At 72.0% G+C, this 14,939-nt stretch carries 12 protein-coding genes and 1 pseudogene; 1 reads left to right on the top strand and 12 read right to left on the bottom strand.

The window, feature by feature from the left end:
- From BZL64_RS19670 to BZL64_RS19645, 6 genes and pseudogenes are all read right to left on the bottom strand, one after another.
- Positions 1-542, bottom strand: a pseudogene (locus tag BZL64_RS19670) (oxidoreductase); the annotation flags it as partial.
- Complete coding sequence (locus BZL64_RS19665) at positions 539-2,134, bottom strand: 2Fe-2S iron-sulfur cluster-binding protein (protein WP_086770505.1); 1,596 nt, start codon at positions 2,132-2,134, stop codon at positions 539-541. The pseudogene BZL64_RS19670 and the gene BZL64_RS19665, both read right to left, overlap by 4 nt.
- Entirely contained in the window at positions 2,131-3,024 is an 894-nt protein-coding gene (locus tag BZL64_RS19660) for an FAD binding domain-containing protein (protein WP_086770504.1), read from the bottom strand. The genes BZL64_RS19665 and BZL64_RS19660 overlap by 4 nt, the downstream gene beginning before the upstream one ends.
- 247 nt (positions 3,025-3,271) lie before the next feature.
- Positions 3,272-4,903 (bottom strand): beta-N-acetylhexosaminidase, encoded by a 1,632-nt coding sequence (locus BZL64_RS19655; RefSeq protein ID WP_086770503.1) that lies wholly within the window; start codon positions 4,901-4,903, stop codon positions 3,272-3,274.
- 285 nt (positions 4,904-5,188) lie between these two features.
- Entirely contained in the window at positions 5,189-5,479 is a 291-nt protein-coding gene (locus BZL64_RS19650; protein ID WP_086770502.1) for a DUF3039 domain-containing protein, read from the bottom strand.
- 29 nt (positions 5,480-5,508) lie between these two features.
- Positions 5,509-6,081 (bottom strand): YqgE/AlgH family protein, encoded by a 573-nt coding sequence (locus BZL64_RS19645; RefSeq protein ID WP_086770501.1) that lies wholly within the window; start codon positions 6,079-6,081, stop codon positions 5,509-5,511.
- Between the two features lie 262 nt (positions 6,082-6,343).
- On the opposite strand from BZL64_RS19645, the gene murA reads away from it, so the two are divergent.
- Positions 6,344-7,690 (top strand): UDP-N-acetylglucosamine 1-carboxyvinyltransferase, encoded by a 1,347-nt coding sequence (murA, locus tag BZL64_RS19640; RefSeq protein ID WP_086770500.1) that lies wholly within the window; start codon positions 6,344-6,346, stop codon positions 7,688-7,690.
- Between the two features lie 243 nt (positions 7,691-7,933).
- On the opposite strand, the gene BZL64_RS19635 is transcribed toward murA, so the two are convergent.
- The 6 genes from BZL64_RS19635 to BZL64_RS19610 all read right to left on the bottom strand — a co-directional run.
- The gene (locus BZL64_RS19635) at positions 7,934-8,215 is read right to left on the bottom strand and encodes an HU family DNA-binding protein (RefSeq protein ID WP_086770499.1); all 282 of its coding nucleotides are present in this window, start codon (positions 8,213-8,215) and stop codon (positions 7,934-7,936) included.
- Positions 8,216-8,560: 345 nt separating this feature from the next.
- The gene (locus tag BZL64_RS19630) at positions 8,561-9,976 is read right to left on the bottom strand and encodes an NAD-dependent malic enzyme (protein ID WP_086770498.1); all 1,416 of its coding nucleotides are present in this window, start codon (positions 9,974-9,976) and stop codon (positions 8,561-8,563) included.
- Between the two features lie 301 nt (positions 9,977-10,277).
- Positions 10,278-12,650: a HelD family protein gene (locus BZL64_RS19625; RefSeq protein ID WP_086770497.1), complete on the bottom strand. Its 2,373-nt coding sequence runs from the start codon at positions 12,648-12,650 to the stop codon at positions 10,278-10,280.
- 60 nt (positions 12,651-12,710) lie between these two features.
- Positions 12,711-13,541: an anti-sigma factor family protein gene (locus tag BZL64_RS19620; protein ID WP_086770496.1), complete on the bottom strand. Its 831-nt coding sequence runs from the start codon at positions 13,539-13,541 to the stop codon at positions 12,711-12,713.
- Positions 13,541-14,062: a sigma-70 family RNA polymerase sigma factor gene (locus BZL64_RS19615; protein ID WP_010039908.1), complete on the bottom strand. Its 522-nt coding sequence runs from the start codon at positions 14,060-14,062 to the stop codon at positions 13,541-13,543. Before BZL64_RS19615 ends, BZL64_RS19620 begins: the two co-directional genes overlap by 1 nt.
- 342 nt (positions 14,063-14,404) lie before the next feature.
- Positions 14,405-14,939, bottom strand: a 535-nt coding sequence (locus BZL64_RS19610) for a CGNR zinc finger domain-containing protein (protein WP_107430324.1), incomplete at its 5' end; no start/stop codon positions are given.

The following is a 14,939-nucleotide window of genomic DNA, read 5'->3' as shown; positions in this document are numbered from 1 at the left end:
CCGGCCGCGGCCGGGTCGCCGTGGTGCAGCGGGATGTGCCGGATCAGGTTGCCGTCGGGGTGCAGCGGCTCGGCCTCGAAGGCGAGTTCGGGGTCGATGACCGGATCGAGCACCTCGTACTCGACGATGACGGCCGCGGCGGCCATGCGCGCGGTGTCGGGGTGGTCGGCGGCGACGGCCGCGATCGGCTCGCCGTGATGGCGTACGACCTCGGAGGCGAACACCGGGCGGTCGGCCGCCGGGCCGCGTCCGTGCACCGGTCTGCCGGGCACGTCCTCGTGCGTGACGACGGCGCGTACGCCGGGCATCTCGCGCGCGTGGGTGGTGTCGATGGAGACGATGCGCGCGTGCGCGTGCGGGGAGCGCAGTACGGCCGCCCAGAGCAGGCCTTCGGCCCAGAGGTCGGCCGCGTACGGGAAGGTGCCCTCGGTCTTGGCGCGGGCGTCGGCGGCCGGCAGGGAGGCGCCGAGGCCGTGCGGGATCGGCTCGGGGGCCGGGGCGGCCTCCGCGGGGCCTGCCGCGGTGGCTGCTTCGCTGGTCACGAGTGGCCTCCGTCCTGGCCGTACGCCGGGTCGTGCGGGTGGGGCTGCGCGGGGTTCTCGAAGGCGGAGGCGTGGATGCCACCGCCACCGGGACCCGCCTGGTGGGGAATACGTGCCTCGTCGCCGTCCGACTCGGCGTCCGCCGCGGAGTGCGCCTCGCGTTCGGCGACGACGTCCTGGACGGCCTGGAGGACGCCCCGGTAGCCGGAGCAGCGGCACAGGTTGCCGCAGAGCGCCTGGCGGGCCTCCAGCTCGGTGGGCGCGGGGTTGCCCTCCAGCAGGTCGTGCACGGTCATCGCCATGCCGGGCACGCAGAAGCCGCACTGCACCGCCCCGCAGCGGGCGAGCGCCCGCTGCACGTCGGAGGGCTGTCCGTCGACGGCGAGGCCCTCGACGGTGCGGATCTCGCTGCCGGCGGTGGTGACGGCCGGGACCAGGCAGGAGGCGACGAGGCGCCCGTCCACCTGGACGTTGCAGGCCCCGCACTCGCCCTGGGAGCAGCCGTCCTTGGCGCCGGCGAGTCCGAGCCGCTCGCGCAGGACGTAGAGCAGGGACTCGCCGATCCAGGCGTCGGTGACGGGCCGGTCGGAGCCGTTGACGCGCAGGACGTAGGAGGCGAGGGGGTGGTCGTCGTGGTGGGGCGCCGCCTCCGGCTCGGGCTCCGCCTCCGTCTGCGGGTCGTCGTCCACGCGCGTGGACGACGCGTCGGCGTCGGCCTGCTCGGGGTGTTCTCCGACGGTGTCCGGGGCCGCCGCGGACCGGGGGTCCTCGGCGGCTTCTGCGGGCTCGTGAGCGGCCTCGGGGCCTCTGGGGTCCTCGGCGGCCTCGGAGGGCGGCCGGTGGGCCTCCACGGGGCCGGGCCCGTCCTCGTACGGCCGTCCGGGCGGCTGCTGCTCGTGCGGGGCCGGGTGCTCGTGGGCCGCGGGGCCCGTGGTGTCGGGCCGCGGGGCGTGGCCGAAGGCGGGCGCGTCGGGTCGTACGCCCGCGGCCTCGGCAAGGGGCGCGCCGGTCCCGTCGGTCTCCGGGCCCCAGGACCGCTCGTCCGGCGCGGGCTCCGTCGCCCAGGGCGCGGACGCGCCGCCCGGCAGGGTGGCCGGCGGTGTGCCGCCGCCCCACTGCTCGACCAGTGCCGAGGTGGTGAACTCGCCAGACTCGTCGGGCAGATCGCCGCCCGCGACGGGGATCGACCACTGGCCGGTCACGTCGTGGCCGGGCGCGGGCTCGGCGGGCGCGTTGCTGTCGTCGAAGGTCCACTGACCGGTGGCGCCCGGGTTGTACGTGAACTGGTCGCCGCCTGCCGTCCCAGCGGCTGGTGCCGGCCAGTCGGTGCCGGCCGCGGGGGCCGCCCAGGCGCCGTTGCCGGATGCCGCGGGGTCGCTCCCGTCGTGCGTCGCCTCGATCTGCGGGGGCACGTAGCCGTGGCCCGGCGCCGCGAGCGGGCTGCCGTCGCCGCGGGCGGCCAGCAGGGCCTCGATGCCGCCCTCGGGGAGCTTCACGAAGGCGGTGGCGCCGTCGTCGTAGTCGCCCTGGGGCAGCGGGTCCCAGCGCCCGCCGCCCGGCGGCGCGCCCTGTCCGTGCTGGTCGTCGGTCATGACAGTGCCCTCCCCAGTGCTCGTCGGGCCAGTGCGGCGACGGTGCGCCGCAGGTGCAGTACGGCGGGCGGTAGCGGTTGCGCGGAGCCGTCCTCGGCGGGGACGGCGTCCGGGATGCAGGCGGCGGCGACGTATTCGCCGAAGGCGGTCAGCGCCTCGGGTACGAGGGCCCGGTTGTTGTCCCAGTCGATGAGCCGGGCGACCCACTGCTCGGCCTCCAGGGGGCGCAGCGGCATCGGCGCTATGGCGCCGACCGCGCACCGGACTCCGCGCCGGGCGGGGTCGAGGACGAGGGCGACGGAGGCGACGGCCCGCCCGGGGCCGGTGCGGCCGGTCGCCTTCAGGAAGACCTGGGGGGCGTGCAGCAGGGGCACGCGCACGAACCCGATGAGTTCTCCGCCGCGCAGCATGTCCATGCCGGCCAGCAGGTGCGACACCGGGATCTCGCGGCGCAGGCCGCCCGGCCCGGCGATGATCAGGGTCGCCTCCAGCGCGGCCAGCACGGGCAGCGCGTCGCCCGTGGGGGCGGCGGAGGCGATGTTGCCGCCCAGGGTGCCCGCGTTGCGGATGTGCGGCGGGCCCGCCGCGCGCGCGGCGGCGGCGAGTGCCGGGATGAGGGCGGCGAAGTCGGGGCGGCCCATGCGGGCGTGGGTGAGTCCGGCGCCGAGCAGGGCGTGCCCGTCCTGGTACTGCCAGCCGCGGATCTCGCTGATGCGGCCGAGGCCGACCAGGGCCGCGGGCCTGAGCTGGCCGGAGTTGACGGCGGCCATCAGGTCGGTGCCGCCCGCCACGGGCACGGCGGCCGGTGTGACGGCGAGTGCCGCCACGGCTTCGTCCAGGGTCGCGGGCAGCGTGACGGCCTGCCCCGCCTGCGGTGCGTGCGTGGTCAAAACCGGCTGCCCCTTCCCGCTGCCCCACCTGGTCCCACCTGTGCTGCCGTACGGTACGTGCTGACAGGGCGGACGTGGCAACTCTGGCACATCTTCGCAAGGCCCGGACGCGGGGGTCCGCCAGGAGGCATTCGCCCACCCCATAAGGGAGATGGTCCGTTTTCGCACGGCATCACCGGTGTGCACGAATTGCCACTCTTCGGTGATCCTGCCGGGGTTTTTCCGTGACCGACGTCGGCGGTACGGGTCAGCGCATCGGGGGCGTCCCCTCGATCGGCCGGCCGAGCACGCCCGGCCGCTTCTGCCAGGGCTTCGGACCGCCCGGCGGCCGGTAGCCGACGCCCAGGGCGTCGAGCCGCTCGTAGTGGGCCACCATCCGCCGCTCGAAACCGGCGAAGTCCCGCCGCTCCGGCGCGGGCAGCCGGCTCCAGGCGACCTCGGCGAAGGCCGCGAGCCGGGGGAAGACCTGGTAGTCGACGCGCGCGGGGTCCTCCATCGCCTCGGTCCACACGTTGGCCTGGGCGCCCAGCACGTGTGCCGCCTCCTCGGGCGTCAACCCGGGCGGCACGGGCTCGAACCGGTAGACGTCCTCCAGAGTGCGCACGTAGCCGATCGGCACGGGCTCCTCGGCGCCGCCGTCCTGCCGGTGGTCCAGGTACACGTGCTGCTCGGGACACATGACGACGTCGTGTCCCGCGCGCGCGGCGGCGATCCCGCCCGCGTATCCGCGCCAGGAGGACACGGCGGCACCGTCGGCGAGGCCGCCCTCCAGGATCTCGTCCCAGCCGATGAGCCGGCGCCCGCGCGCGGCGAGCCAGGTGTCGAAGTGCCCGACGAACCAGGCCTGGAGTCCGTCCTCGCCGGCGAGACCGAGTTCCCGGATGCGGGCCTGCGCGGTGGGTGAGTCGCGCCACTGCTCCTTGGGGCATTCGTCGCCGCCGACGTGAACGAACTCCGACGGGAAGAGCGCGAGGATCTCCTCGAAGACGTCCTCGTAGAAGCGCAGGGTGTTGTCGGTGGGGGCGAGTACGTTCGGGTTGATCCCCCAGGTGTCCCAGACGGAGAGGGAACGGGTGTCGACGACATCGGTGTTGCCGAGTTCGGGATACGCGGCGATGGCCGCCTGGGAGTGACCGGGGACGTCGATCTCGGGGACGACGGTGATATGCCGCTCGGCGGCGTAGGCGACGATCTCGCGGATGTCGTCCTGGGTGTAGAAGCCGCCGTGCGGCCGCTCGTCCCACAGCGGTGAGGCACGGTGGCCGAATTTGGTGCGGGAGCGCCAGGAGCCGACCTCGGTCAGCCGGGGGTGCCGCTCGATCTCGACGCGCCAGCCCTGGTCGTCGGTCAGATGGAGGTGGAGGACGTTGAGTTTGTGCGCGGCCATCAGGTCCAGGTAGCGCAGGACGCCTTCCTTGGGCATGAAGTGCCGGGCCACGTCGAGGAGCAGACCGCGCCAGGGGAAACGCGGGCCGTCCTCGATGATCTGGTGCGGGACGCCGTACCGCGTTCCCGGCCGCACCGGGGCGCGCCGGAACGCCTCGGGGCCGAGGAGCTGACGCAGCGTCTGCGCCCCCCAGAAGACGCCGGCCGGGTCGCCGCCGCGGATCTCGACGCCCCGGTCGGCGATGACGCTCAGCCGGTACGACTCGGGCTCCAGCGTGTCGTCGAGGAGCAGCCGTACGCCGCCCCGGGCCTCCGCGGGGCCGGGCGGCAGCGGCAGGCCGAGGGCGGCGCCGAGCGTGGCCCGCAGCCAGCGTTCGGTGCTCCCGGTGCCGGGCGCGGCCCACAGGACGGTGGAGTCGTCCAGCAGGACTCCGCACCGCGTGGGGCCCTCGACGGCGCGCGGCGCCGGAATGATCTCGTTTCCTGAAGTCACGTCAGTCCTTCACCGCTCCGCCGAGGCCGGAGACGAGTCGTCGCTGTACGAGTACGAAGAAGACCAGCACCGTTGCAACATGCGCAATAGCAGTTTCGCTGCGCACAACACTCGGGAGGCTAGGGACTTCGCGAACGCCACCACAAGAGGTCTCCACCACTCTGTGACCGGGCGACGCACCCCGTGCAACGCGACCCCGGCCGCAAAACGGCACGGAGGCCTTCGAGGTGCGCGAAGCACACCTCGAAGGCCTCCGGGAAAATCGGACGGCCGCCGGACTACCGGCTACTTGTCGCCCTTGCCCTTGCCCTTGCCGTCGTCGCCACCGGAACCCATGGACTCGTAGATCTCCTTGCACATGGGACACACCGGGTACTTCTTCGGGTCGCGGCCGGGCACCCACACCTTGCCGCAGAGCGCCACGACGGGAGTCCCGTCGAGCGCGCTCGCCATGATCTTGTCCTTCTGGACGTAGTGCGCGAAGCGCTCGTGGTCACCGTCGCCGTGCGACACCTGCGGCGTCGGCTCTACGAGGGTCCCCGTTCCGGTGCCGCGCTCGGGCTCAAGAGTGCTCATACCGCCAAGGGTACTGAAGGTCACACCCGTCAGTTGAGCGAAGGGTCGTCCGGGTACGTCGCCACCATCGCCAGCTCGTTGCGCTGACGGCGCAGGACCTCGCGCCAGAGGGTCTCCGGGGACGGCGAGGACACGTCACCGGGCTCGGACTCCACCACGTACCAGGCGCCCTCCACCAGCTCGTCCTCCAGCTGGCCGGGGCCCCAGCCGGCGTACCCGGCGAAGATGCGCAGGGAACCGAGGGCCGAGGCGAGCAGCTCCGGCGGGGCCTCCAGATCGACGAGGCCGATCGCCCCGTGCACCCGCCGCCAGCCGAGCGGCGCGCCGTCCACGGCGGTGCCGCCGGGGATCACGGCGACGCCCAGCGCCGAGTCCAGGGAGACCGGGCCGCCCTGGAAGACGACACCCGGTTCACCGGTGAGGTCCGCCCAGTCCTCCAGGATGTCCACGACGCCCACCGGCGTAGGGCGGTTGAGGACGACACCGAGCGAGCCCTCCTCGTCGTGGTCGAGAAGGAGCACCACCGCGCGGTCGAAGTTCGGGTCCGCCAGGGCGGGGGTCGCCACGAGCAGCCGCCCTGTGAGCGAGGACACCTCGGTCATGCCAGACATGATCCCCCATCTTCCCCACGCGTGGGGAGGCAACCGGGGTACCGGAGTGAGGGCAGGCCGGGCGCATGGAGGCGGTCCGGGCGCACGGGCACTCCGGCCGGGGCCGCCGTGACGCCATGTGCCCGGCGGCCAACGGTTCGTGTTGTGACACAGCTATGACGTCCCTGAGGCGTCCTCGGGCTTACGGGACGGGGCCCCACGGCGATTACTCTGTCCTCTTCGGCCCTGCCCCACTCCACGGAACGCGAGATACATGACCGTCAACGGCTCAGACGACGTCCTGCTTGTCCACGGCGGAACCCCGCTTCAGGGCGAGATCCGTGTCCGTGGTGCGAAGAACCTCGTACCGAAGGCCATGGTCGCCGCCCTGCTGGGCAGTGAGCCGAGCCGACTGCGCAACGTTCCGGACATCCGTGACGTGCGGGTCGTACGCGGGCTCCTGCAATTGCACGGGGTGACGGTCCGTCCGGGCGAGGAGCCGGGTGAGCTGGTGCTCGACCCGACCTACGTCGAGAGCGCCAACGTCGCCGACATCGACGCGCACGCGGGGTCGAGCCGGATCCCGATCCTGTTCTGCGGCCCGCTGCTGCACCGCCTCGGTCACGCCTTCATCCCGGGTCTGGGCGGCTGCGACATCGGCGGCCGGCCCATCGACTTCCACTTCGACGTGCTGCGGCAGTTCGGCGCGAAGATCGAGAAGCGGGACGACGGCCAGTACCTGGAGGCCCCGCAGCGGCTGCGCGGCACGAAGATCGTGCTGCCGTACCCGTCCGTCGGCGCCACCGAGCAGGTGCTGCTGACCGCCGTCCTCGCCGAGGGCGTCACGGAACTCGCGAACGCGGCCGTGGAGCCGGAGATCGAGGACCTGATCTGCGTCCTGCAGAAAATGGGCGCCATCATCGCGATGGACACCGACCGCACGATCCGCATCACCGGTGTGGACAAGCTCGGCGGCTACAACCACGCCGCCCTCTCGGACCGCCTGGAGGCCGCCTCCTGGGCCTCCGCGGCGCTGGCGACCGAGGGCGACATCTACGTCCGCGGCGCCCAGCAGCGCTCGATGATGACGTTCCTGAACACCTACCGCAAGGTCGGTGGCGCCTTCCAGATCGACGACGAGGGCATCCGCTTCTGGCACCCCGGCGGCCAGTTGAAGTCGATCGCCCTGGAGACGGACGTCCACCCGGGCTTCCAGACCGACTGGCAGCAGCCGCTGGTCGTCGCCCTCACCCAGGCGACGGGCCTGTCCATCGTCCACGAGACGGTCTACGAGTCGCGGCTGGGCTTCACCTCCGCGCTCAACCAGATGGGCGCTCACATCCAGCTGTACCGCGAGTGCCTGGGCGGTTCCGACTGCCGCTTCGGCCAGCGCAACTTCCTGCACTCGGCGGTCGTGTCGGGCCCGACCAAGCTCCAGGGCGCCGACCTGGTCATCCCCGACCTGCGCGGCGGCTTCTCGTACCTGATCGCCGCCCTCGCGGCCCAGGGCACGTCCCGGGTCCACGGCATCGACCTGATCAACCGCGGCTACGAGAACTTCATGGACAAGCTGGTGGAGCTGGGCGCGAAGGTCGAACTGCCGGGCAAGGCACTCGGCTGACCGCACCTCAGGGGCTCCGCCTCAGGGACAGCACCGTTCACGGCTGGGGGTCCGGGGGTCATCCCCCGGGCAGACACAGCATGGACAAGCTGGTGGAGCTGGGCGCGAAGGTCGAACTGCCGGGCAAGGCACTCGGATAGCCCACATCCCGCGTACGCCGATGGGGCGGCCACCCGAGTCCGGGTGGCCGCCCCATCGGCGTTCACGGCGCCTCGTACGCGTCCCGCTGCGTACCGGTGAGGCTTACTTGCCCTTGGCCGCTTCCTTGAGCTTGCTGCCCGCGGAGACCTTCACGCTGAAGCCGGCCGGGATCTGGATCGGGTCGCCGGTCTGCGGGTTCCGCGCGGTGCGAGCGGCACGGTGGGTGCGCTCGAAGGTCAGGAAGCCGGGGATGGTGACCTTCTCGTCGCCCTTGGAGACGATGTCGCCGACGACCTCGGCGAACGCGGCCAGCACGGCGTCGGCGTCCTTGCGGGTCACCTCGGCGCGGTCGGCCAGCGCGGCCACCAGCTCACTGCGGTTCATGTTCTTACTCCCGTGTTCTTCTTGCCATTGAGGCGTGCCACGCGGCGGAGCCGCATGTTGGGCACAGCGAAGCCGATGCTGCCAGGGTCTTCGGACGTCCCCGGACCCGGGTCCCTTGTCAGACCCTCGCGCCCAGACACGCATCCTGCCCCCACCTGCGGCGGGAAAGCCAATCCGGCACCCGCAGGAGTCGTGAGAACACCCTTGGGAGTCACACGAAAAGCGCCACTGACTGGCGGCCTACCATAGATGGCCTTCAGCGTAAAGATTTCCACGACGCGCCGGTTCCACGGCACGTCGTGGTGATCGTCACAACCCCCGCACACCGCGGCACACCAAGGGGTGTCAGACGTTGGCCCCGGCGGCCTTGGCGGCCTCCCGCACGGCCCCGGCCACCGCGCCGGCGACCTTGTCGTTGAAGACGCTGGGGATGATGTAGTTCGCGTTCAGCTCGTCGTCGGTCACCACCTCGGCGAGGGCCTTCGCGGCGGCGAGCATCATCTCCGTGTTGACGGTGCGGGACTGGGCGTCCAGCAGACCGCGGAACACACCCGGGAAGACCAGCACGTTGTTGATCTGGTTCGGGAAGTCGGAGCGGCCGGTGGCCACGACCGCGGCCGTCTGGCGGGCGACCGCCGGGTCCACCTCGGGGTCCGGGTTCGCGAGCGCGAACACGATCGCGTCGTCGGCCATGGCGGCCACGTCGTCGCCGTCCAGGACGTTCGGGGCGGAGACGCCGATGAAGACGTCCGCGCCGCGCACGGCCTCCTTGAGCGTGCCCGTGAGGCCCTCGGGGTTGGTGTTGTCGGCGATCCAGCGCAGTGCCGAGCCGGGGGCCGCGTCGACGAGGTCCTCGCGGCCCGCGTGGACCACGCCGTGGATGTCGGCGACGACGGCGTTCTTCACGCCGGCCGCGATCAGCAGCTTGAGGATGGCCGTACCGGCCGCGCCCGCGCCGGACATGACGACGCGGATGTTCTCGATGGCCTTGCCCGCGACACGCAGGGCGTTCGTCAGCGAGGCGAGCACGACGATCGCCGTGCCGTGCTGGTCGTCGTGGAAGACCGGGATGTCGAGGGCCTCGCGCAGCCGGGCCTCGATCTCGAAGCAGCGGGGGGCGGAGATGTCCTCGAGGTTGATGCCGGCGAAGCCCGGGGCGATCGCCTTGACGATCTCGACGATCGCGTCCGTGTCCTGGGTGTCCAGGCAGATCGGCCAGGCGTCGATGCCGGCGAACCGCTTGAAGAGGGCGGCCTTGCCCTCCATGACCGGCAGGGCCGCCATCGGGCCGATGTTGCCGAGGCCCAGCACGGCCGAGCCGTCCGTCACGACCGCAACGGAGTTGCGCTTGATGGTGAGGCGCCGGGCGTCCTCGGGGTTCTCGGCGATCGCCATGCAGACGCGGGCGACACCCGGCGTGTAGATCATCGAGAGGTCGTCACGGTTGCGGATCGGATGCTTGGACGCCATCTCGATCTTGCCGCCGAGGTGCATCAGGAACGTACGGTCCGAGACCTTGCCCAGGGTGACGCCCTCGATGCCGCCGAGCTGCTCGACGATCTCGTCGGCGTGCGCGGTGGAGGTGGCCGCGATCGTGACGTCGATACGGAGCTTCTCGTGGCCGGAAGCCGTGACGTCGAGGCCGGTGACCGAGCCTCCGTGGGACTCGACGGCCCCGGTGAGCTGGGAGACCGCGGTTCCGCTCGCGGGCACCTCCAGCCGGACCGTCATCGAGTAGGAGACGCTGGGCGCCGTTGCCATGGCCGACTTCCTCTGCTTTCACCTGTGACGCTGGATGCGGTCCGATCGTCGCACCTACTGCCGGGTAGGCGTTAGCCACCCCGGGTTGCGAACGTTGAGTTCACAACGAAAGAGGCCCACGTCACACGGACGTGGGCCTCTTTCGTCTGTCTATGACACCGACCCGCCATGCTCGCCTCGCGGCAAGTGGTCGCTCGTAGCGACGAAGGTTGGGCCCGGGGGCTTGGATCGAGCCGGTGTCACACCCAGGCTAACAAACGGATCCCGGAAGACCATTCCCGCGCGGGGACCTTCTCGGGATTCAGTCCCTCAGGAGATCGGGCACCCCGTTCCCGTCGGGTTCGTCGCGGTCCGCCGAGACGACCGTGAGCTGCTGCGTCGCCCTGGTCAGGGCCACGTACAGGACCCGCAGACCGGCCGGGGACTCGTCGGCGATCTCGGCCGGGGAGACGACCACTGTCGCGTCGTACTCCAGGCCCTTGGCCTCCAGGCTGCCGAGGGCCACCACGCGGTCGCCGAGTCCGGCGAGCCAGCGCCGGGCCTCCTCGCGGCGGTTCATGGCCACGACGACGCCGACGGTGCCGTCGACCCGGTCCAGGAGACGCTGGGACTCCGCGCGGACGGTGGCGCCCAGGGTGTCCGTCACAGCCACAAAGCGGGGTACGACCCCCGTCGACCTGACCGCCGACGGGGATTCGGCGCCGGGCATCGCCAGCGCCAGCACCTTCGCGGCCAGCTCGGCGATCTCCGCGGGGTTGCGGTAGTTCACGGTGAGCCGGAAGCGGCGGCGGGGACGGCTGCCGAGGGCCTCGTCGCGGGCCTCGGCGGCCTCCTCGGGGTCGGACCAGGAGGACTGGGCAGGGTCGCCGACGACCGTCCAGGTGGCGTGCCGGCCGCGGCGGCCGACCATGCGCCACTGCATCGGCGTGAGGTCCTGGGCCTCGTCGACGATGACGTGCGCGTACTCGGTGCGCTCCTGGGCGAGGCGCTCGGCCCGCTCACGCTGTGTCTCCTCGCGCACCGGCATCAGCTCCTCCAGGCCGGTGAGCTGGTCCAGCGGGTCGTACTCGCGTCTCTTGCGGGGGCGGGCCGGGGCGCCGAGGATCGCCTGGAGCTCGTCGAGCATCGCGATGTCGTGCACCGAGTGGCCCTCGCGCTTCAGCGAGCGGGCGACCTTGCGGACCTCGCCGGGGTTGAGGATCCGGCGGGCCCAGCGGCCGAGCCGGCGCTCGTCGGACATGGCGGCGAGGACCGACTTCGGGGTCAGCTCGGGCCACCAGGCGTCGAGGAACGCGATGAAGGAGTCCTCGCCCGTCACGTCCTCGTCGAAGGAGGAGCGCAGCTCGGCGGCCAGCTCGGGGTCGCTGTGCCGGCCGGAGGCGCCGGAGCGCTCCCACAGGGCGTCCAGGAGGAGCTTGCGGGCGCGGGGGCGCAGCAGGTTCACCGGCGCGGTGCCGCTGAGGGCGCTCTCCCTGATCCGGCCGAGGTCCCCGGCCTCCAGCTCCAGCCGCCGCCCGAAGGCGACCACGCGCAGCCGGTCGGGCGTACCGGCGGGGGCGGGCGGCCGGACGTCGTCGTCGTCCCCGAAGGCGAGCTGTCCGGACGGCGCACCGGGGGGCCGCCCCACCTCGAGCGCCCCGCGCGCCGCCTTCCGCAGCACCTTCAGCATCCGGTACGACCCCTTCGCGCGGGCCACCGCCGGGGAGTCGTACAGCTTGGCCTCCAGGCCGTCGACCAGGGAGCCGATGGCGCGGATCGCGACCTGGCCCTCCTCGCCGAGGGAGGGCAGGACGCCCTCGGTGTACGCCACCAGCAGCGGGGTCGGGGAGACGATCAGGATGCCGCCCGCGTACCGGCGCCGGTCCTGGTACAGGAGGTACGCGGCCCGGTGCAGGGCGACGGCGGTCTTGCCGGTGCCGGGGCCGCCCTCGACGTAGGTGACGGAGGCGGCCGGGGCACGGATGACCATGTCCTGTTCGGCCTGGATGGAGGCGACGATGTCGCGCATGGTGTGGCTGCGGGCCTGGCCGAGGGCGGCCATGAGGGCGCCGTCGCCGATGACGGGCAGCTCGCGGCCGTCGAGGCGGGCCGTCAGCTGCGGGCGCATCAGGTCGTCCTCGACCCCGAGGACGCGGCGGCCCTTGGACCGGATGACCCTGCGGCGCACGACCCGGCCGGGATCGACCGGCGTGGAGCGGTAGAACGGCGCGGCGGCCGGGGCCCGCCAGTCGATGACCAGCGGCGCGTACTCCTCGTCGAGGACACCGATGCGCCCGATGTGCAGCGTCTCGGCGATGTCGGCGGTGTTGTCGGCGCGGATCGCGCCGTCGGCGGGCTCGACGGCGGTGTAGGCGCCGTCGGGCCCCTTCTTGCCGTCCTTGCCGGGAAGCAGGTCGATCCGGCCGAAGAGGAAGTCCTCGAACTCGTTGTTGAGGCGGTTGAGGTGGACCCCCGCCCTGAACACCTGCGCGTCCCGCTCGGCCAGGGCACCGGGGGTGCCGACCTGGCCGCGGCGGGCCGCGTCGTGCATGAGGAACTCGGCCTCGTGGATCTTCTCCTCGAGGCGCCGGTACACCCGGTCCAGATGGTCTTGTTCGACGCTGATCTCACGGTCACGAACTGAGTGGTCCTGAACCGAGTCGACCGCGGTTTCCTGCTGAGCCTGAGCGGCCACCGGGCCCCCTTCTGACGTGCTGGGCAGCCGTCAACCGTACGCGAAGGGGGCCGCTGCGGGCTACGCCGCGTCGACCTCGACGAGCTTCTTTCCGTCGAAGGTCATGACCTCGAAGTGGTCGATCTCGTTCGGGGTGAATGCGGCGCCGCCCTGGACGTACAGCGGGTTCTTGGCCTGTTCGGTCTTGGCGTTGGGCAGGCCGTAGCCCCATTCCGGGACGGACCAGGACGAGATGGTCTCACGTTCGCCGTTCTTGCCGACGGCGATGAGCGAGCACTTGTTGGGACCCGCCACGTTCTTCAGCTCGACCACGGCCTCGGTGCCCCAGGCCTTCTCGCCCATGGCGACGGTCGCGGTGACCTTGGTGCCCGGGTCGGTGCCGGTGACCTTGTCGGAGAGCATCTCGAAGGCCGACTTCGCGGGGCTCACGCCCGCCTCGATGCCACTGCCGCCGCTGTCGTCGCCGCCACTGGCCGCCACGGCCACGAGCGGTCCGCCGATGACCAGCGCGACGCCGGCCGCGATCATGTAGAGACTGCGCCGGCGCTTCTGGACGCGGCGGTCGGAGACCTCGACGACGAGCTTCTCGACCAGTCGCGGGCCCGGCCTGGCGGACAGGGACTCGCCGATCGCGGGGGTCCCGGCACCCGGCAGGTCCGCGAGCGCGGCCAGCATCGGTTCCATCCCGGCGAGTTCGTCGAGCTGCTGGGCGCACCACTCGCACCCGGCGAGATGCGCCTCGAAAGCGGTTGCCTCGGCGTCGTCGAGAATCCCCAGGGCGTAGGCGCCCACGGTCTCGTGTTCGCTCGGGCTCGGAGATCCCTGCATAGATCCCTGCATGGGGCCAGACATACCCGAACCACCCGTTCCGAATCCCCCGTAAACACTCATCACGCCGTCACCCCCCGCTCCTCGAGCGCCAGCTTCATCGACCGCAGTGCATAGAAAACCCGTGAGCGCACGGTGCCGCTGGGTATGCCCAGCGTCTCGGCCGCCTCGTTGACGGTACGCCCCTTGAAATACGTCTCGACGAGCACCTCCCGGTGGGCCGGGGTCAGGTCGTCGAGAGCGTCCGACAGCGTCATCAGCCACAGCGCCTTGTCGATCTCGTCCTCCGCGGGGATGACCTCCAGCGGCGACGGGTCGACCTCCTGCGGCCGGGCCTGCCGGCTGCGGTGGCCGTCGATGACGATGCGACGAGCGACCGTCACCAGCCAGGGGCGTACCGATCCGGTAGCCCGGTTGAGCTGACCGGCGTTCTTCCAGGCACGGATGAGTGTCTCCTGCACGACGTCCTCGGCGCGCTGCCGGTCACCGGCAACCAGGCGCAGGACATACGCAAGAAGGGGTCCTGCATGCTCCCGATACAGAGCACGCATCAGCTCCTCATCAGGCTCCGAGGGCTGGGACATGCGATGTCGGGCCCTCGATCCACGTTCATTGGCCACGGCCGCATCCTTGCGCACGCCCACCTCCGGTGTCCGGGGGTTCCCCCGAGTCGGTCGCTCCCCCAGCGGTACGGATGTGGTCCTGCGAGTGTTCAAACCGGAGGGACAGATTTCTGCGAGTTGACGTGACAAGGGGAACAACGGGGCACATTCCCACCCCTCTTTCTTTACATTTCCCCCACACACGGGGAGCCGGACCGGCCTGCCCGGCAACGGGCGCGGGTAAACGGCGTGTAAGCGAAATCACGTCGAAGGTGCCGTCACGAACAGCCCATACCGGACAGCCCACTTGGCCGCGCCCAGGAGTCAGGTCCGGGCGAGCGCCGCGCGACGGCGGTGCCGGGCGACCCGTTCCCGGTTCCCGCAGACCTCGCTGGAACACCAGCGCCTGCGCCGCCCACGGGACATGTCGACGTACACGATCGGGCAGCTGTCCCCCGCGCACTGCCGCAGCGCCGCCCGCGCGACCGGATCGGTGAGCAGCTCCACCGCGTCCCGCGCGACCACCGCGAGCAGCGCCGCGCACTCCGGCTCCGCGTCCAACTCCCGCACGAGCGCGCCGTCCCGCGCGCGTACGGCACGGGGGACCGGGGGCGCGGCACGGGCGACGGAGTTGACGTGGGCGAGGGCGAGGGCGGGATCGTACGTCGGCCGCGTTTCGCCGTGGAGCCACCCGGACACCAACTGACGGACGCTGCCCCGCAGTTCCCGGAAGGCGAGCGGCCAGGACGGGCCGGCGTGGGTCAGCGGGGTGCCGGCCGGCACCAGCCCGGACCCGGTGATCCAGGCGCACAACGGCGGGAGGGTGTCGAGGCGTTCGAGGGGGTGGGCGGTGGCGAGG

The sequence above is a fragment of the Streptomyces bobili genome (assembly GCF_002154575.1).
Lineage (GTDB): Bacteria > Actinomycetota > Actinomycetes > Streptomycetales > Streptomycetaceae > Streptomyces > Streptomyces bobili.
This window is presented reverse-complemented; position numbering and strand designations above follow the sequence as displayed.